Consider the following 18,302-nt stretch of genomic DNA (forward strand, 5'->3'; position numbering starts at 1 on the left):
GAGAACCGCATGTCCTCGATGAACCTGGCGCTGCTCGGCGCCGATACCGCGCTCGGCACGGCGCTGCTCGACGTGATCGCGGATAGCCCGCTGCGCCTGCCGCAGTTGTTCCCGCTTTCCATTGGCGATGAGCCGGGCCTGATCGAGTTCCGCGGCGAGGATTACCCCGAGCTGCCGCTGGACGAATTCGACTGGGCGCAGGCCCCGGTGCTGGTCAATTGCCTGCCGGACGCAGACGCCGCGCTGGATGCCGCGGCCCATGCCGGGCTGACCGTGATCGACCTGACCGGCAGCCGCCCGGCCGGCGGCAAGCTGGCGCGCGGCCAGGTGCTGTCGCTGCCCGACCCGTTCTCGCAGCAGCTGGCCAGCGTGGTCGCGCCGTTGGCGGAGCTGGGCCGGTTGCTCGCCGTCAGCGCCACTGGCCTGTTGTCGGTCTCGACCGAGGGTCAGGCCGGGGTCGACGCGTTGTCCGGGCAGACCCGCGCGCTGTTCGCGCAGACCGAACACGAGACCGCCGTCTACGCCAAGCGCATCGCCTACAACCTGCTGGGCGGCTTCGGCGAGCCGGATGCCGACGGCCACACGCCGGAAGAGAAGGCCGCGCTGGCGCTGTTGCGCCGGCTGGTGCCCGACGACTGCCCGGTGGACGTCACCTGCGTGCGCACGCCGCACTTCTTCGGCCACGGCGCCAGCGTGTCGCTGCATTTCGCCGCGCCGGTGACGCTGGAGGCGGCCGCCGACGCGCTCAAGGCCGCCGAGCGCGTGTTCGTGCTGCAAGTGCCCGGCGCCGCCGGCATGGCCGCCAGCCAGGACGCGGTGGGCGGGGACAAGGTGTGGGTCAGCCGGTTGCGCCGCTCGCCCGATGGCCGCAGCCTCACGCTGTGGAGCGTGGCCGACAACACCCGCCTGCCGGCGCTGGCGGTGCTGCAACTGCTGACACTGATCGCCGCCCGCCAGGGCGCGTAACCCCCGGCGCCGCGTTGCGGCGCCTTTCTCCGCATTCCTACAGGTTTCGCATGCTGCCTTCGATTTCCCACCGCATTGCCCAAGAACTCGCCTGCCGCCCCAACCAGGTGGACGCCGCGATCCAGTTGCTGGACGAAGGCGCCACCGTGCCGTTCGTGGCGCGCTACCGCAAGGAAGTCACCGGCGGGCTGGACGACACCCAGCTGCGCACGCTGGACGAGCGTCTGCGCTACCTGCGCGAGCTGGAGGACCGCCGCGCCACCGTGCTCGCCAGCGTCGAGGAACAAGGCAAGCTCACGCCCGAGCTGAAGGCGCAATTGCTGGAGGCCGACAACAAGCAGCGCCTGGAAGACCTGTACCTGCCATACAAGCCCAAGCGCCGCACCCGCGCCCAGATCGCGCGCGAAGCCGGTCTGCAGCCGCTGGCGGACACCCTGCTGGCCGATCCGGGCCAGGTGCCGGAATCGCTGGCGCAGGGCTACCTCAACGCCGAGCACGGCATCGCCGACACCAAGGCCGCGCTCGACGGTGCGCGCGCCATCCTGATGGAACAGTTCGGCGAGCACGCCGCGCTGCTGGGCGAATTGCGCGACTACCTGACGCAGCACGCCGTGGTCCGCACCCGGGTGGTCGAGGGCAAGGCGGAAGAGGGCGCCAAGTTCTCCGATTACTTCGAATACGACGAAAAGCTGGCCGCCATGCCGTCGCACCGCATCCTGGCGGTGCTGCGCGGGCGCAACGAGGGCGTGCTCAACCTGACGCTGCTGCTGCCGGAAGAGCTGGACGCCGAGCGGCCCAGCGGCCCCAACGTCTGCGAGCTGAAGGTCGCCCGCTGTTTCGGCATCGACAATCAGGGCCGGCCGGCGGACAAGTGGCTGGCCGACACCGTGCGCCTGGCGTGGCGCGCCAAGATCTTCCTCGGTCTGGAATCGGAGCTGATCGGCCAATTGCGCGACAAGGCCGAGCAGGATGCGATCCGCGTGTTCGCCCACAACCTGAAGGACCTGCTGCTGGCCGCGCCGGCCGGTCCGCGCGCCACCATGGGGCTGGACCCCGGCCTGCGCACGGGGGTGAAGGTGGCGGTGGTCGACGCCACCGGCAAGCTGGTCGATACCGCGACCATCTATCCGCACGAGCCGCGCCGCGACTGGGATCGCTCGCTGGCGACGCTGGCCGCGCTGGCGGCCCGCCACAAGGTGGAACTGATCGCCATCGGCAACGGCACCGCCAGCCGCGAAACCGACAAGCTGGCCGCCGACCTGATCCGGATGCAGCCCGAGCTGCGCCTGACCAAGTTGGTGGTCTCCGAGGCCGGTGCGTCGGTGTATTCGGCATCCGAGCTGGCCGCGCGCGAGTTCCCCGACCTGGACGTCAGCCTGCGCGGCGCGGTGTCGATCGCCCGCCGGCTACAGGACCCGCTGGCCGAACTGGTCAAGATCGACCCGAAGTCCATCGGCGTCGGCCAGTACCAGCACGACGTGAACCAGGGTGAGCTGGCGCGCTCGCTGGACGCGGTGGTCGAGGATTGCGTGAACGCGGTCGGCGTCGATGTGAACACCGCGTCGGCCGCGCTGCTGGCGCGCGTCTCCGGCCTGAGCGGCACGCTGGCCGCCAACATCGTGCAGTACCGCGACGCGCACGGCGCCTTCGCCAACCGCGCTACGTTGCTCAAGGTGCCGCGCCTGGGCGAAAAGACCTACGAGCAGGCCGCCGGCTTCCTGCGCGTCATGAACGGCGACAACCCGCTCGACGCCTCGGCGGTGCACCCCGAAGCCTACCCGGTGGTCGAGAAGATCATCGCCAAGGTGCAGAAGGATGTGCGCACGCTGATCGGCGACGGTGCCTTCCTGAAGAAGCTGGACGCGCAGGCGTTCACCGACGAGCGCTTCGGCCTGCCGACGGTGAAGGACATCCTCGCCGAACTGGAAAAGCCCGGGCGCGATCCGCGGCCCGAATTCAAGACCGCCAGCTTTGCCGATGGTGTCGAGGATCTGAAGGACCTGCGGCCGGACATGGTGCTGGAAGGCGTGGTCACCAACGTCACCAACTTCGGCGCCTTCGTCGACATCGGCGTGCACCAGGACGGGCTGGTGCATATCTCGGCGCTGTCCAACCGCTTCGTCAAGGACCCGCGCGAGGTGGTGAAGGCCGGCGACGTGGTCAAGGTGAAGGTGCTGGAAGTGGACCTGAAGCGCCGCCGCGTGGCGCTGACCATGCGGATGGGCGACAGCGCGCGCGACCAGGCTGCCGCCGCGCCGACCCACGTGCCCGCCACGCGCGGCCAGCAACGCGCCACCGAACGACAGGCCGAGCCGCAGGGAGCGATGGCGGCGGCGCTGGCCGGGCTGAAGCTGCGCAAGTAGCGCTCGGCGCTAGCCGCGCCGCCCTCAGTGGACGTACATGTAGTCGCGCGTCAACGGCAGCGGGTAGCCCGGGCGTGCGCCCTGGCCCTTGATGCCCACCACCTGGTGCAACGCCACCCATTCGTGCGTGAACGCGTGCGCGCAGCCGGCCAGGTAGACGCGCCAGATGCGGTAGCGCTCCTCGCCCGCCAGCGTGCGGATGGTGTCGCGCGATGCCTCGAAGCGTTCGGCCCAGTGGTGCAGGGTGAGCGCGTAGTGGTGGCGCAGGTTTTCCACGTCGGTCGCTTCCAGCCCGGCCGCGCTCATCGTCTGCAGCACCAGGCCGATATGCGGCAATTCGCCGTGCGGGAACACATAGCGGTCGATGAAGTCGCCGCCGCCCCACGGCGAGGCGCGCGAATGCGGGTCGGTGCTGGTGATGCCGTGGTTCATCACCACGCCGCCGTCGGCCAGGCGCTCGTTGATGCAGCGGAAATAGGTTTCCAGGTTGGCCAGCCCCACGTGCTCGAACATGCCGACGCTGGTGATGCGGTCGAACTGCCCGGTGACGTCGCGATAATCGAGCAGCCGCACTTCGCAGCGGTCGGCCAGTCCTTCGCGGCGGATGCGATCCTGCGCGAATTCGTACTGGTTCTCAGACAGGGTCACCCCCAGCACCCTGGCGCCGTAGTGCTTGGCGGCGCGGATCGCCAGCGCGCCCCAGCCGCAGCCGATGTCGAGCAGGGTCTGCCCTGGTTGCAGGCGGATCTTGGTCAGGATGTGGTCGATCTTTTGCAGCTGAGCGGCTTCGAGCGTGTCGTCGCGGGTGTGGAAGTAGGCGCAGGAATAGACCATCTCCGGGTCCAGCCACTGGGCGTAGAAGGCGTTGGAGACGTCGTAGTGATACTGGATGGCGTCGCGATCGAGTTCGCGGCTGTGGGCGTGCGGCGCATCGTTGTCGGCGCGTTCGGCATGGCCGGAATGGCGCGCCAGTTGTGCGGCGACGTCGATCAGGTCGAGCAGCTTGCCTTCGAGATCGATATGGCCTTCCACGTAGGCCTGGCCCAGGCTGTCGAGCGACGCGTGCGCCACATGGCGCAATCCCTTGAGCGAATTCACGCGGATGACCACGGGCGGCTCGGGCGCCAGATCCACGGCGTGGCCGTTCCATAGCTGGATGCGGACCGGCACGGCATGAATCTGCATCCGGCTCATGAAATCGTCGATGAGTGCTTGCCAGAACATTGCTTTCCTCCTGATAGCGGGTACCGGGATTTGGCGAACGGCTCGCGGCGGGTGGACTCACGATTCGGGAACCGTCGTCGGCGGGTGAGGTCTGGTCCAGATTTGCCGGCACGGGAAATGGCCGGTGGCGGGACAACCGGTGGCTGTCATCTGGAGCATCCGATGTTGTCTGAGCATAAACGATAATCCAGACAATGCCCGGCCATGACTGTGGCGGCACTGATTCGCCGCTTACCGTTGGCATGGGTCGGGTGCAAAGATCTCCGCTGCAAATGATGCGCCGATTGGAAGTGAAAGAAAATGTTCGCGCAGGCGAACGCAAGCGCCAGGTTGACCCGGGAAAGCCGACGGCTGTCGGCGCGCCGGGCGTCCGGTATCATCGACCGGGCTCGACAGGGGAAGAACGATGGGAACCAGGTTGAAGTTCGTGTTGTTGGCGGCGGTGGCTGCGCTACTTGCGGCGTGCGGCACCGCGCCGCAGAAGAGCGCCAGGCCGGGCTACAAGCCGGCGCCCACGCCGATCGGGCAACTCAACGTCGATTCGGCGCAACGGCAGGAGATCCTGATGTACGCGTTGGGCCTGCTGGACGTGGGCTATCAGTTCGGCGGCAACAACCCCGAAGCCGGGCTCGATTGCAGCGGCATGGTCAGCTTCATCTACCGCAACGCCGCCGGGGTGGCATTGCCGCACAACGCGGCGCAGATCGCGCAGATGGCGCGGCCGGTCGAACGCAAGGGCCTGCAGGCGGGCGACCTGGTGTTCTTCAACACGCTGGGGCGCTCGTTCTCGCACATGGGCGTCTACATCGGCGACGGCAAGTTCATCCACGCGCCGTCCAGCGGCGGCAAGATCCGCGTCGATTCATTGGATAAACCGTATTTCGCCGAACGATTCGAGGGCGGGCGCACGTTGTTCGCGGGCCGCTGAGCGGGGCAGGGAAGGGGTCAGGCCTTGTCGAACGGCTGGCCGCCCAGCGTGCTGCGCACGCGGCCGTCCTCGCCGTAGAGCTGCGGTGTTTCGCGCAGTTGGGAAAGCTCGTTGAACAGGCGGTCGTTCAGCTGTTTGCGGCTGTCGATCAACTGGCCATTGCTGGTGTTGCGTGCCTTGGCCACCAGGCTCAGCTCGCGGATGCGATGCCATTGCTCGCCCAGTTGCGCATCGAAGCGCACCAGGGCCTCGTCCAGCACGTGGGCGGGGCTGAGCGGCATGCGGGAGAATTGCGCGAAAGCGCGGAAGGCCTGGAACTGCTGATCCAGTTGTTGCGTGATGGCCAGCTTGTCGGCGGTCAGGGTGGCGAGTTGGTCGATCCGGGTGTGGACGAGGTGGTCCTCTTCATCGATCAGCAATGCATTGAAGCGCGTCAGCGTGGCTTCCAGTTCATCCAGCAGCGCCGACAGTTGCGCACGGCCAGTCTCACTCACTCAGCAGTTCCTTGACGCTGTCGAGCAGCTTGTCCGCGATGGCTTCGGGACGCACCGAAAAACGGCCTTCGGCGATGGCCTGGCGCAGACTGGCCACGCGCGCGCTGTCGAAGGTGCTGCCGACTTCGTCGCCCTGGCTGATCTGGCTGGCGACCGGGTTGAGGGTGACGCTGTCCTGTGGCGCGTTGCCCGCAGGCTTGGGCGCGCCCTCGACGGGGCGATTGCCGGCGCGCGGCGGCTGGGGAAGCGCATTCTTGCCGGTTTGATCGATTTTCATGACGGTGTACCTCGTCGCGCCTCTGCGCGGGCGTCCAGTGCGATTATGCCTCCACTATCGTCACCGAATCCGAAAACTTTAGAGAATCATTGATCTATAAGTTAAGCCTGATGGGAGAGCCGTGTTCTGCTGCAAACGCCGTTTCGCTATGCTACGACACATCGCATCGACCAACACGATCAAGAGGAGAAATCATGCAGATCATCAAGACCCGTTTCGGCGAAGTCGCCGTCGATCCGAACACCATCCTGACCTTTCCGCGCGGCCTGCCCGGCTTCGAGCAATTCACCCGTTTCAAGCTGCTGCACGAGGACAAGCCGCAGCCCAAGGTGCTGTGGCTGCAATCGCTGGACGATGAAAACCTGGCCTTCAGCGTCGTCACCAGCGAGCTGCTGGGCGTGAACTACCAGATCCAGCTCTCCGACGACGAGTGCCAGCTGCTCGAGCTGGAAAACCCGGATGACGTGACCTTGCTGCTGGTGCTGGCCAAGCAGGAATCCGGCCAGCCGTTCAGCGCCAATACCCAGGCCCCGCTGGTGATCAACGTCAAGAGCCGCCTGGGGTTGCAGAAGACCGGCCTGCAAGCCGACATCGTGTTCCGCAACGCTGTCTGAAGCCCCGTTTCGGCAATCGCGATCCAGGCGGTGGCCGGTATTGGGCCGCCTGGGGGCTTGCTGTATGATTGCCTGATTTTTCGCCGCGCCCAGGGGGGACGGCGGCCTTGCTCCCGCAGGGCGGGGAAAGAGAAGCATGAAGACCACATTCCTGGATTTCGAGCAGCCCATCGCGGAGCTTGAGAACAAAATCGAAGAACTGCGCTTTGTCCAAGACGATTCGGCCGTCGATATCTCGGCGGAGATCGGCCATCTGGAAAAGAAAAGCCAGGAACTCACCAAGACCATCTACGGCAAGCTGACCGCCACCCAGATCTCGCAGGTGGCCCGTCATCCGCAGCGGCCATACACCCTGGACTACATCAAGGCGCTGTGCACCGACTTCGAGGAACTGCACGGCGACCGCACTTACGCGGACGACGCCGCCATCGTCGGCGGCCTGGCCCGCTTCAACGGGCAGAGCGTGATGGTGATCGGCCACCAGAAGGGGCGCGATACCAAGGATCGCCAGTTCCGCAACTTCGGCATGCCGCGTCCCGAGGGCTATCGCAAGGCGCTGCGCCTGATGAAGCTGGCCGAGAAGTTCGGTCTGCCGGTGCTGACCTTCGTCGATACCCCTGGCGCCTATCCGGGCATCGGCGCCGAGGAGCGCGGCCAATCCGAGGCCATCGGCCGCAACCTGTTCGAGATGGCCAAACTGCGCGTGCCCGTCGTGACCACGGTGATCGGCGAGGGCGGCTCGGGCGGTGCGTTGGCCATCGCGGTTGGCGACGTGGTGATGATGTTGCAGTACTCCACCTATTCGGTGATCTCGCCGGAAGGCTGCGCCTCCATCCTGTGGAAGACCGCCGAGAAGGCGCCCGAGGCCGCCGAGGCCATGGGCATCACCGCCGGCCGGCTGAAGACGCTGGGCCTGATCGACAAGGTGATCAACGAGCCCCTGGGCGGCGCGCACCGCAACTACCCGCAGATGATGGCCTCGATGAAGAAGGCCATCGCCGACGCGCTCAAGGGCCTGCAGGAAAAGTCGGTCGACGAGTTGCTCGACGCCCGCTTCGAACGCCTGATGGGCTATGGCAAGTACAAGGAAGTCAGCGTCGCCTGATCTGGCGCTGCGGGTGGCGGCCGTCCTGGCGCGCCACCTTTCCCCCACGGCCCGGCGCGTGTGCGTCGGGTTGTCCGGCGGTCTCGATTCCATCGTCCTGCTGCATGTGCTGGCCACGCTTGGTCCGCGCCTTGGGCTGCGGCTGAGTGCGCTGCACGTCCACCACGGCCTGTCGCCGAATGCCGATGCCTGGGCCGACCACGCCCGGGCCTTCGCCGAACGCCTCGGCGTGCCATGCCGCGTGGCGCGGGTGCAGGTGGTCGGCATTGCCGATTCGGGGTTGGAGGCCGCCGCGCGTATTGCGCGCTACACCGAGTTCGAGCACTGCGACGCCGACGTGCTGTGCCTGGCGCACCATCGCGACGACCAGGCGGAAACGGTGCTGTTCAATCTGCTGCGCGGCGGCGGGCTGGCGGGGCTGGCGGCGATGCCGCAGGCCCGGCCGTTGGGCCAGGTGCTGCTGCTGCGACCGCTGCTGGACAGTCCGCGCGACGATCTGCTGGCATATGCGCGCAGCCACGAGCTGGCGTGGGTCGAGGACGAAAGCAACGACGACATCCGCTACGACCGCAATTTCCTGCGCCGCCAAGTATTGCCGCTGCTGCGAGAACGCTTTCCCGGCTGCGACGCCGCGCTCGCCCGCAGCGCCGGCCACGCGGCGGAGGCGGAATGCCTGCTCGCGGCCCAGGCCGAACAGGATCTGCCGGAATGTCTCGACCCGGCGGGCGGCTTCGACCTGACGCGCGCGCGCGGGTTGGGCGAGGCGAGGGCGCGGCAGGCGTTGCGTTGCTGGCTGGACGGCCAGGGCATCGTGCCGGACCAGCGCGCCTTCGACGAATTGTGGCGCCAAGGCGATGCCGCCGAGGATGCGACGCCGCGCTGGCGCTGGCGTGCGCACGAACTGCGACGCTATCGGGCCGCCTGGTATCCGGCCCCGGAAACGGCGCCAGGGCCAGTGACGGTGCTGCGCTGGGCGGATGGCGCCGCGATGCCGGTGCCCGCGTGGCGAGGCGTGCTCGACTGGTCGCCCGCCGCGGAGGGGCTGGATGCGTCGCTGCTGGCTGGCGGGCGCCTGAGCCTGCGCCCACGCCAGGGGGGCGAGCGGCTGTGTCTGCGTGTCGGCGGCGGGTCGCGCCTGCTGAAGGCGTTGTACCAGGAGGCCGCCATCCCGCCATGGCGGCGCGAGGCATGGCCGCTGCTGTACCTGGACGATGCGCTGGTCGCCGTGCCGGGGATCGGCGTGGCGGCGCCGTATCGCATGGCCGGTGGCTGGATGCCGCAATGGCGCCCCGGCGGGTGAACCTTCTTCCGCTCATCGGCTGACGCCGCGGCGATACCGCACCGCAACGGTGCCGGCAAGCACTGTTTTTGCTCATTTCCGATTTGACAATGGCATGGTCGCGGTTGCCCTTCATCGGGTCCATCCATGACTTTTCCGGCCTTCGATAGCAATATGAAACCGCTTTCATAACATCGCGCCCTCACGGCGCGGACCACGCGGAGCAAGGATGGAAACCATGAAACCCAAGCACAAAACCAATCGATTGATCGCCTGCCTGCTGTTGGCCGGGCTGGCCGGCGTGCCCCTGGCCGCCCAAGCCGCGGCCTGCGTTGCCGGTTGGGCGGAAGGCAACACCTACGCCGCCGGCACGGTGGTGTCGTACAACGGGCACAACTATCGCGCGCTGGTGACGCATACCGCCTATGTCGGCGCCAACTGGAACCCGGCGGCGACGCCGTCGCTATGGGCCGACCAGGGCACCTGCGGCGGCGCGACCCCCGTGCCCACGCCAGCGCCGACACCCGTGCCGACCCCGGCGCCGACTCCCACGCCCCAGCCGACGCCTGCGCCGACGCCGGTCGGCAGCTATGGGCACCAGATCCTGTCGTCGTCCAGCGTGCGCTTCTTTGCCAACAATGCGCCGTGGGCCGATCTGCATTACCAGGTCAACGGCGGCGCACAGCTCAACATCCGCATGACGGCCTCGGGAGGCAACAACAGCTATACCGTCTCGGGGCTGCCGGCCGGCGCCACGGTGCGCTATTTCCTTACCGTGGGGCAGGCGGCCGGTGGTGCGTTCGATACCGCCTGGACCCAGTTCAACCTCAGCGGCTCGGTGACGCCGACGCCCAATCCGACCCCGACACCGACGCCCAATCCCACGCCGACGCCCACGCCATCCGATGGTTGGCGCGTAGTCTGGGAGGACACGTTCGATGGCAGCGGCGCGCCGGATTCGGCCAACTGGAACTATCACGTCGGCAATGGCCTGAATCCTGGCCTGAATGCCTTCCAGGGCTGGGGCAACGGCGAATGGGAATGGTACCGCCCGGAAAACGCGTATCGCGAGAACGGCAATCTGGTGATCAAGGCGGAATACCTCGACGCGCCGATGAATATCGCCGGTCGCCAGTGGTATCAGCGCTCTTCCCGGCTGACCACCAAGGGCAAGCACTCATGGCAGTTCGGTCGGATCGAGGCGCGCATGGCATTGCCGCGGCGCATCGGCACCTGGCCGGCGTTCTGGATGATGGGCACGTCCTGCGACGATACCTATACCAGCAACTACAACGCGCCGATCACCTACTACGACACCATGGCGTCCAATTGGTCGAGCTGCGGCGAGATCGACATCATGGAGCAGAAGAACACCGAGACGCGCTCGTTCCAGAATGTGTTCTGGGATAGCCGCATCGGCGTGTTCCCGTGGGCCGACGGCCAGAACAACGAGCGTCCGGGCAATGCCGAAGTCGGCGATGTGACCCAGTTCCATCTGTATACGATCGAATGGGATGCAAACCAGATCCGCTACTACATCGATCGCGAAACCCGGCCGACACCGGTGCACACCATCGATATCACGGCGGCGAACATGGAAGAGTTCCGCAAACCGTTCTACATCAACCTGAACCTGGCGCTGGGCGGCCTGTTCACCGGGTGGGCGGAGCCGAACAAGGCCGACTTCCCGCTGTACCTGAAGGTGGACTACGTGCGTGTCTGGCAGCGCTGACGCGTTGCCCGCAGACAGAAAGGCCGCCTTCGGGCGGCCTTTCTGTTCGACGACCATCCGGCACGGTCTGGTCAGATGGGGTGCCGGCCACTCTCAGGCGCCGTGGCTTTGGTCCTTGCTCATGTCCCAATAGTTGGCTTCGATCTTGTGGCCATCGAGGTCGCGCACGAAACAGCCGTAATAGGGCTCGCCGTAGTGGGGGCGCGGCCCGGGAGGACCATCGCCGCGTGCGCCGGCCTTGAGCGCTGCCGCGTAGAAGTCGTCCACCGCCTGCTTGCTGGGGGCGATGAAGCCGAAGTGGGTGCCGTTGCCGACGTTGGCGGGCTGCCCGTCGATTGGGGTCTGGACCCAGAATTCGGGGAACTGCTTGCCGTAGGCCACCGCCTCGACGCCGGGGATGTCCAGGATGCGGCGCGCACCGATGGTGGGCAGCACCGCGTCGTAGAAGGCCACGGCTTCGGCATACCGATTGGTGCCGATGGACACGTGCGACATGATGCTGGGGATATCGTCAGTTTCCGACATGGGATGACTCCTGGGTTGATGACCGGACCCAGCATAGGCCGAAGTCATGCGCTTGGCGATATCCTGACAAAACCTGACAACGTCAGCCCAGCAGCCGCTCCAGCGTCCGGCGATAGACCGCGGACAGCTTGGGAATGTCCTCCACCGCCACGCATTCGTTGAGCTTGTGGATGGTCTTGTTGATCGGGCCGAATTCCACCACTTCGGGGCAGTGCTTGGCGATGAAGCGGCCGTCGGAGGTGCCGCCGGTGGTGTTCAATTGCGGCGTGTGGCCGGTGACGTCCTCCACCGCGCCGCGGATGGCGTCGATCAGCGCGCCGTGGTCGGTGAGGAACGGCTCGCCGTTGAGGGTCCAGTCCAGTTCGTATTCCAGGCCGTGGGCGTCCAGGATGGCGTGGACCTTCTGCTTGAGGGTGTCGGCGGTGTTCTCGGTGGAGAAGCGGAAGTTGAACATCAGCTCGGCCGTGCCCGGGATGACGTTGGTCGCACCGGTGCCGCCGTGGATGTTCGACACCTGCCAGGTGGTCGGCGGGAAATAGGCATTGCCGTGATCCCATACGGTGCCGGCCAGTTCGGCCAGCGCCGGCGCCAGCAGGTGGATCGGGTTCTTGGCCAGGTGCGGATAGGCGATATGCCCTTGCACGCCGTGCACCACCAGATGCCCGGACAGTGAGCCGCGGCGGCCGTTCTTGATGGTGTCGCCGAAATGCTCGGCGCTGGTCGGCTCGCCGACGATGCAGTAATCGATGGCTTCGCCACGCGCTTTCAGCGTCTCGATCACCTTGACCGTGCCGTTGCGGGCCGGGCCTTCCTCGTCTGAGGTGATGAGGAAGGCGATGGAGCCGCGCGGGGCGGGGTGCATGGCCAGGAAATCCTCGGTGGCGGTGACGAAAGCCGCCAGCGATGCCTTCATGTCGGCCGCGCCGCGCCCGTACAGGTGGCCGTCGCGCAACTCGGGCATGAACGGGTCGGATTGCCAGCGATCCACCGGGCCGGTCGGGACCACGTCGGTATGACCGGCGAACACCAGCACCGGGCCGCTCTCGCCGAAACGCGCCCACAGGTTGTCGACATCCTCGAAACGCATGTGCTCGATCTGGAAGCCGATCCTTTCCAGGCGGTGGGCGATGATCTGCTGGCAGTCGGCATCCTCGGGGGTGACCGAGGCTTGTTTGATCAACTGGATGGCGAGGTCGAAGGTTGGATTGCTCATTTCAGGAAAGCCGCGTAGTCGTCTGGTTTGAAGCCGACCGCGATCTTACCATCGCGCTCCAGCACCGGCCGCTTGATGACGCTCGGCTGCGCCAGCATCACGGCGATGGCGGATTCGGCATCGACCACGCCGACGCGGGTGGCGTCGTCCAGCTTGCGCCAGGTGGTGCCGGCGCGATTGACCAGGCGCTCCCAGCCCACTTGGGCGATCCAGCCGGCGAGCAGCGCGCGATCCACGCCCTGCTTCTTGTAGTCGTGCCACTCGTAGGCGACGCCGGCTTCTGCCAGCCAGGCGCGCGCCTTCTTCACCGTGTCGCAGTTGGGGATGCCGTAGAGCTTCATGGGGAGATCCTGTGCGCGAAAAGGCGTGATGGTAATCGTTCGCCGCTGCGTGCTGAAGGCCATCGCCAAAAAGAACAACGCCCCGCAGGGCGGGGCGTGTGGGTGAGGGGGGGTCAGTGCAGCGAGATATCGAAGTTGATGTCGGGCGCTGTCACGGTCTGGGCCTGTGCCTGCGGCGATGGCGCGTGCCGCGCGTTCTGCTGTTCCTCCACCGTCTGCGCGTTGTTCACCATCCACGACAGGTTGGTGGCCGAGTCGGCATTGCGCAGCGCTTCGTCCAGTTCGATCTCGCCATCGCGATAGAGCCGGTACAGCGCCTGCTCGAAGGTCTGCGCGCCGTCGGACAGCGATTGCTCCATCGCATCCTTGATGTCGGTGAGCTGGCCGTTGCGGATCAGTTCGGCGATGCGGTTGGTATTGAGCATGACCTCCACCGCCGGGATCAGCTTGCCCTGGGTATTGCGCACCAGCCGCTGCGACACGATGGCCTTCAGCGCGGTCGAAAGGTCGTAGAGCAGCGATTCGCGCGCATCCTGCGGGAAGAAGTTCACGATGCGCGACAGCGAGTGGTAGCTGTTGTTGGCGTGCAGCGTCGAGATGCACAGGTGGCCGGCCTGGGCGTACTGCATCGCGTAGTTCATGGTCTCGCGGTCGCGGATCTCGCCGATCATCAGCACGTCCGGCGCCTCGCGCATGGCGTTCTTCAGCGCTTCGCCATAGCTCTTGGTGTCCAGGCCGATCTCGCGCTGGTTCACCAGGCTCTTCTTGTGCGAGTACAGATACTCGATCGGGTCTTCCACGGTGAGGATGTGGCCGGGATGCAGCGCATTGCGGTGCTCCAGCATGGCGGCGACGGTGGACGACTTGCCCGAGCCGGTGGCGCCTACCATCAGCACGATGCCGCGCTTTTCCATCACCAGGTCCTTCAGGATCGGCGGCAGGCGCAGATCCTCGATGCTGAGCGCGCGCGGCCGGATGAAGCGCGCCACCATGGCGACGTTGCCGCGGGTGCGGAACACGTTGATGCGGAAATTGCCCAGGCCTTCCAGCGGCAGGCCCAGGTTCAGTTCCAGGTCTTCCTCGAAGCGCGCGATCTGGTCGGGCTTGAGCAACTGGTAGACCAGCTGCTTGACGTGCTCGGGCCCCAGCACCTGATTGTTCACCGGGTGGCACAAACCGTTGATCTTGATGGTGATCGGGGAATGGGCGGAAAGGAACAGGTCGGAAGCCTGCTTTTCCGCCATCAGCTTGAAGAAGGGCAACAGATTCATGGCTGCATCTTATGTAGTGGTGGTTCGCAACTCCCTGCGCAGAATCTTACCCACATTCGACTTCGGTAGCTCGCTGCGGAATTCAACCTGCTTCGGCACCTTATAATTGGTCAGGTTTTCCCGACAGTAGGCGATCAGTTGTTCCGCGGTGAGCGCCGCGTCCTTCTTCACCACGAAGAGCTTCAACGCTTCGCCGGTCTTGTCGTCGCTGACGCCGACGCAGGCCACCTCCAGCACCCCGGGGTGAGCGGCGACCACGTCCTCGACCTCGTTGGGATAAACGTTGAAGCCGGACACCAGCACCATGTCCTTCTTGCGATCGACAATCTTGAAGTAGCCGGTGGGCGACATCACCGCGACATCGCCGGTGGCCAGGAAGCCGTCGTCGCCCAATACCTTGGCGGTCTCGTCCGGACGGTTCCAGTAGCCCTTCATCACCTGCGGCCCCTGGATGAACAGTTCACCCGCCTCGCCGGGCGCCAGCACGTGGCCGTCGTCGTCGCGGATCTGCGCGTCGGTGGCGGGCACCGGCAGGCCGATCATGCCGTTGTATTCCTTGATGGTCAGCGGGTTGATCATCGCCGCCGGCGAGGTCTCGGTCAGGCCATAGGCTTCCACCAGCGGCACGCCGGTGATCTTCTTCCATTTGTCCGCCACCGCCTGCTGCACCGCCATGCCGCCGCCGAGCGCCAGCTTCCAGGTGCTGAAGTTCAGTTGCGCGAACTCGGGGCGGTTGGCCAGCGCGTTGAACAGCGTGTTCACCCCGGTCATGCAGGTGACGGGATACTTGGCCAGCTCCTTGATGAAGCCGGGGATGTCGCGCGGATTGGTGATCAGCAGGTTGGTGGCGCCGATCTTGGTGAACACCATGCAGTTCGCGGTCAGGCAGAAGATGTGATAGAGCGGCAACGCGGTCACGATCACTTCGCGGCCCTCGTCGACCACGCCGTTGATCCAGGCATGCGCCTGCTGCATGTTGGCGACGATATTGCGGTGGGTGAGCATGGCGCCCTTGGCCACGCCGGTGGTGCCACCGGTGTATTGCAGGAAAGCCAGGTCCTCCAGCTTGAGTTCCACCGGGCGGAAGGCGTGGCGCGCGCCGCGCACCAGCGCGTCGTTGAAGCCGATATGGCCGGGCAGGGAATAGGCCGGCACCATCTTCTTCAGGTATTTCACCGCCAGATTCACCAGCGTGCGCTTGGGGAAGTCGAACTGGTCACCGATGCCGGTCACCACCACGTGCTCGATGTCGGTATGGGCGATGGCCTTTTCCAGCGTGTGGGCGAAGTTGGCCACGATCACGATGGCGCGGGAGCCCGAATCCTTGAGCTGGTGTTCGAGTTCGCGCGCGGTGTACAGCGGGTTGACGTTCACCACCACCAGCCCGGCCTTGAGGATGCCGAAGATCGCGATCGGGTATTGCAGCAGGTTGGGCATCATCACCGCCACGCGATCGCCGCGCGACAGTTTCAGGTCGTTCTGCAGGAACGATGCGAACTGCGTGGCGCGCTCGTCGATGTCGCGGTAGCTGAGGGATTTTCCCATGTTCACGAAGGCGGGCCGGTCCGCATACTTCGCGGCCGACTGCGCGAACACGTCCGGGATCGAGCTGAATTCCTCGATGTTCACTTGGTGCGGCACGTGTTCCGGGTAACTGTGAAACCAGGGGCGATCCATCGTGTTGTCTCCTCTTATCACCACGGCGTGGCGTGGTTCGCGCTGTGTCTTGGGGCGCCAGGATCGGCAATGCACCGGAATGTGCCATGCAACGTGTGCCACGTAAACGTAACGCAACGGACGCCCCGTTTTGACAGTTTCGCCAAGTGGTTGTTTCTGATAGAATCCGGTCTATCCCCAAGGGGGTTGTTTGAAAACCTGGGTCGGCGATATGGCCGGCCAAGGTGGGCAGGCAGCTTCCGCCGGCAGGGGTGTGCTTTCCAAATGGGCGCAGTGTTGCAGCCCATTTTTTGTTTGCAGCGAAGGAATTGAATTTGGCAGTCAATCTGCAAGAGCTTCTGGAAACGACGCTGAGCGCAATGGGCTACGAACTGGTCGATCTGGAGATCGGCCACAACGGCCTGTTGCGCCTGTTCATCGACAAGCCGGGCGGCATCGTGGTGGACGATTGCGTTCACGTCAGCAATCACTTCACCCGCCTTTTCATGGTGGAGAACATCAACTACGAGCGGCTGGAAGTGTCGTCGCCGGGCCTGGACCGCGTGGTCAGGAAGCCGGCCGACTTCCAGCGTTTCGCCGGGCAACTGGTCAAGGTCAAGCTGCGCCTGCCGCTGCCGGACAAGCGCAAGCGCGTGGTCGGTACCCTGCTGGGGCTGGAGGACGACGCCGTCGTGGTCGAGTGCGACGGCGAACGGCTGGCGTTGCCGCTGACCCAGATCGACAAGGTGCGACTGGAGCCGCAGTTCTGATCCGAACGAGTTACCCGAACATCATCGAATGCAGTCTGTGCGAAGGATTAAAGGATTAAACGACAATGAGCCGTGAAATTCTGTTGCTGGTCGATGCGCTGGCCCGCGAGAAAAACGTAGAAAAGGACGTGGTGTTCACCGCCCTGGAAATGGCGCTCGCATCCGCGACCAAGAAGCGCTACGACGACGAAGTGGACATCCGGGTGGAAATCGACCGCGAAAGCGGCGACTACCGCTCGTTCCGCGTCTGGACCGTGGTCGAGGACAACGATCACGAGGAGCCGAGCCGCCAGATCGCCATCACCGACGCGCCGGACTACGACAAGGACCTGCAACTGGGCGAAACCTGGGAAGAAGAGCTGGAGCCGATCGAGTTCGGCCGGATCGGCGCCCAGACCGCCAAGCAGGTCATCCTGCAACGTATCCGCGACGCGGAGCGTGAGCAGAACCTGAACGATTTCCTGGATCGCCGCGAGCACATCGTCTCGGGCACCATCAAGCGCATCGAGCGTGGCAACGCCATCATCGAGCTGGGCAAGCTGGAGGCCGTGCTGCCGCGCGACCAAATGATCCCCAAGGAAAACCTGCGCGTGGGCGACCGCGTCCGCGCCTTCCTGCTGCGCATCGATCGCCTCGGCCGTGGCCCGCAGCTGGTGCTGTCGCGCACCGCGCCCGAGTTCATGGTCAAGCTGTTCGAGATGGAAGTGCCCGAGATCGAGAACAGCCTGATCGAACTGATGGGCGTGGCCCGCGATCCCGGCATGCGCGCCAAGATCGCCGTGAAGTCCAACGACCCCCGCGTCGATCCGCAAGGTACCTGCATCGGCGTGCGCGGCACCCGCGTCAACGCGGTGACCAACGAGCTGGCCGGCGAGCGCGTGGACATCATCCTCTGGTCGAACGATCCGGCCCAGTTCGTGATCGGCGCGCTGTCGCCGGCCGAAGTGAGCTCGATCATCGTCGACGAGGAAAGCCACGCCATGGACGTGATCGTCGACGAGGACAACCTGGCGATGGCCATCGGCCGTGGCGGCCAGAACGTCAAGCTCGCTTCCGAGCTGACGGGCTGGAAGCTGAACATCATGACGGTGGACGAAGCCGAGAAGAAACACGAGGAAGAATTCTCCAAGGTGCGCGAGCTGTTCGTGCAAGCGCTGGACGTCGACGAGGAAGTGGCCGACGTGCTGGTGCAGGAAGGCTTCAACACCCTGGAAGAAGTGGCCTATGTGCCGCTGAACGAGATGCTGGAGATCGAGGCCTTTGACGAGGAAACGGTCAACGAACTGCGCGCTCGCGCCCGCGACGCTCTGCTGACGCAGGCCATCGTGCGCGAGGAGAAGCTCGAGCATCAATCCGAGGATCTGAAGACCTTGGAAGGCATGACCCCGGAACTCGCCGCCTCGCTGGCCGAGCACGAGATCCATACCCGCGACGACCTGGCCGAACTGGCGGTGGATGAACTCACCGAGTTGACCGGCATGGACGAGGAAGCCGCCAAGCAATTGATCATGAAGGCACGCGAGCATTGGTTTGCGTGAGCCGGG

The 18,302-nt window shown here is 65.5% G+C and carries 17 protein-coding genes; 9 read left to right on the plus strand and 8 right to left on the minus strand.

What is annotated here, in order from left to right; translation table 11 throughout:
• Nucleotides 1-9: 9 nt before the first annotated feature.
• Together C556_RS19770 and C556_RS0107840 are read left to right on the plus strand one after the other, a co-directional pair.
• The gene (locus C556_RS19770; RefSeq protein ID WP_018747687.1) at nucleotides 10-966 is read left to right on the plus strand and encodes an Asd/ArgC dimerization domain-containing protein; all 957 of its coding nucleotides are present in this window, start codon (nucleotides 10-12) and stop codon (nucleotides 964-966) included.
• Nucleotides 967-1,016: 50 nt separating this feature from the next.
• Nucleotides 1,017-3,329 carry a Tex family protein gene (locus C556_RS0107840; protein ID WP_018747688.1) on the plus strand — a complete coding sequence of 771 codons (2,313 nt, stop codon included), beginning with the start codon at nucleotides 1,017-1,019 and terminating at the stop codon, nucleotides 3,327-3,329.
• Between the two features lie 24 nt (nucleotides 3,330-3,353).
• On the opposite strand, the gene C556_RS0107845 is transcribed toward C556_RS0107840, so the two are convergent.
• Entirely contained in the window at nucleotides 3,354-4,553 is a 1,200-nt protein-coding gene (locus C556_RS0107845) for a class I SAM-dependent methyltransferase (RefSeq protein WP_018747689.1), read from the minus strand.
• Nucleotides 4,554-4,959: 406 nt separating this feature from the next.
• Here C556_RS0107845 and C556_RS0107850 point away from each other — a divergent pair, with 406 nt between their 5' ends.
• On the plus strand, nucleotides 4,960-5,481 hold the full coding sequence (locus tag C556_RS0107850; RefSeq protein WP_026262904.1) for a C40 family peptidase: 522 nt from the start codon (nucleotides 4,960-4,962) through the stop codon (nucleotides 5,479-5,481).
• 17 nt (nucleotides 5,482-5,498) lie between these two features.
• Here the strand turns inward: C556_RS0107850 and C556_RS0107855 are convergent, their stop codons facing one another.
• The gene (locus C556_RS0107855) at nucleotides 5,499-5,975 is read right to left on the minus strand and encodes a flagella synthesis protein FlgN (RefSeq protein WP_018747691.1); all 477 of its coding nucleotides are present in this window, start codon (nucleotides 5,973-5,975) and stop codon (nucleotides 5,499-5,501) included.
• Nucleotides 5,968-6,252 carry a flagellar biosynthesis anti-sigma factor FlgM gene (flgM, locus tag C556_RS0107860; protein ID WP_018747692.1) on the minus strand — a complete coding sequence of 95 codons (285 nt, stop codon included), beginning with the start codon at nucleotides 6,250-6,252 and terminating at the stop codon, nucleotides 5,968-5,970. Before flgM ends, C556_RS0107855 begins: the two co-directional genes overlap by 8 nt.
• A 194-nt stretch (nucleotides 6,253-6,446) precedes the next feature.
• On the opposite strand from flgM, the gene fliW reads away from it, so the two are divergent.
• From fliW to C556_RS19775, 4 genes are all read left to right on the plus strand, one after another.
• Nucleotides 6,447-6,866 carry a flagellar assembly protein FliW gene (fliW, locus tag C556_RS0107865; protein ID WP_018747693.1) on the plus strand — a complete coding sequence of 140 codons (420 nt, stop codon included), beginning with the start codon at nucleotides 6,447-6,449 and terminating at the stop codon, nucleotides 6,864-6,866.
• Between the two features lie 136 nt (nucleotides 6,867-7,002).
• The gene (locus C556_RS0107870; protein WP_018747694.1) at nucleotides 7,003-7,971 is read left to right on the plus strand and encodes an acetyl-CoA carboxylase carboxyltransferase subunit alpha; all 969 of its coding nucleotides are present in this window, start codon (nucleotides 7,003-7,005) and stop codon (nucleotides 7,969-7,971) included.
• On the plus strand, nucleotides 7,940-9,271 hold the full coding sequence (gene tilS, locus C556_RS0107875) for a tRNA lysidine(34) synthetase TilS (protein ID WP_026262905.1): 1,332 nt from the start codon (nucleotides 7,940-7,942) through the stop codon (nucleotides 9,269-9,271). The genes C556_RS0107870 and tilS overlap by 32 nt, the downstream gene beginning before the upstream one ends.
• Before the next feature lie 217 nt (nucleotides 9,272-9,488).
• Nucleotides 9,489-10,982, plus strand: a complete 1,494-nt coding sequence (locus C556_RS19775; RefSeq protein WP_018747696.1) for a carbohydrate-binding protein — start codon at nucleotides 9,489-9,491, stop codon at nucleotides 10,980-10,982.
• Between the two features lie 93 nt (nucleotides 10,983-11,075).
• Here the strand turns inward: C556_RS19775 and C556_RS0107885 are convergent, their stop codons facing one another.
• The 5 genes from C556_RS0107885 to fadD form a co-directional block, all read right to left on the minus strand.
• The gene (locus C556_RS0107885) at nucleotides 11,076-11,507 is read right to left on the minus strand and encodes a VOC family protein (RefSeq protein WP_018747697.1); all 432 of its coding nucleotides are present in this window, start codon (nucleotides 11,505-11,507) and stop codon (nucleotides 11,076-11,078) included.
• Between the two features lie 82 nt (nucleotides 11,508-11,589).
• Nucleotides 11,590-12,720: a succinyl-diaminopimelate desuccinylase gene (gene dapE / locus C556_RS0107890; RefSeq protein ID WP_018747698.1), complete on the minus strand. Its 1,131-nt coding sequence runs from the start codon at nucleotides 12,718-12,720 to the stop codon at nucleotides 11,590-11,592.
• Nucleotides 12,717-13,061 (minus strand): ArsC family reductase, encoded by a 345-nt coding sequence (locus C556_RS0107895; RefSeq protein ID WP_018747699.1) that lies wholly within the window; start codon nucleotides 13,059-13,061, stop codon nucleotides 12,717-12,719. Before C556_RS0107895 ends, dapE begins: the two co-directional genes overlap by 4 nt.
• 113 nt (nucleotides 13,062-13,174) lie before the next feature.
• Nucleotides 13,175-14,332 carry a PilT/PilU family type 4a pilus ATPase gene (locus C556_RS0107900; protein ID WP_018747700.1) on the minus strand — a complete coding sequence of 386 codons (1,158 nt, stop codon included), beginning with the start codon at nucleotides 14,330-14,332 and terminating at the stop codon, nucleotides 13,175-13,177.
• 9 nt (nucleotides 14,333-14,341) lie between these two features.
• Nucleotides 14,342-16,009, minus strand: coding sequence for a long-chain-fatty-acid--CoA ligase FadD (gene fadD, locus C556_RS0107905; protein WP_018747701.1), 1,668 nt, complete (start codon nucleotides 16,007-16,009; stop codon nucleotides 14,342-14,344).
• A gap of 314 nt (nucleotides 16,010-16,323) precedes the next feature.
• Here fadD and rimP point away from each other — a divergent pair, with 314 nt between their 5' ends.
• Together rimP and nusA are read left to right on the plus strand one after the other, a co-directional pair.
• Complete coding sequence (gene rimP / locus C556_RS0107910; RefSeq protein ID WP_040430729.1) at nucleotides 16,324-16,758, plus strand: ribosome maturation factor RimP; 435 nt, start codon at nucleotides 16,324-16,326, stop codon at nucleotides 16,756-16,758.
• A gap of 65 nt (nucleotides 16,759-16,823) precedes the next feature.
• Entirely contained in the window at nucleotides 16,824-18,296 is a 1,473-nt protein-coding gene (gene nusA / locus C556_RS0107915; protein WP_018747703.1) for a transcription termination factor NusA, read from the plus strand.
• Nucleotides 18,297-18,302 lie beyond the last annotated feature (6 nt).

The sequence above is a fragment of the Chitiniphilus shinanonensis DSM 23277 genome (assembly GCF_000374805.1).
Classification (GTDB): domain Bacteria; phylum Pseudomonadota; class Gammaproteobacteria; order Burkholderiales; family Chitinibacteraceae; genus Chitiniphilus; species Chitiniphilus shinanonensis.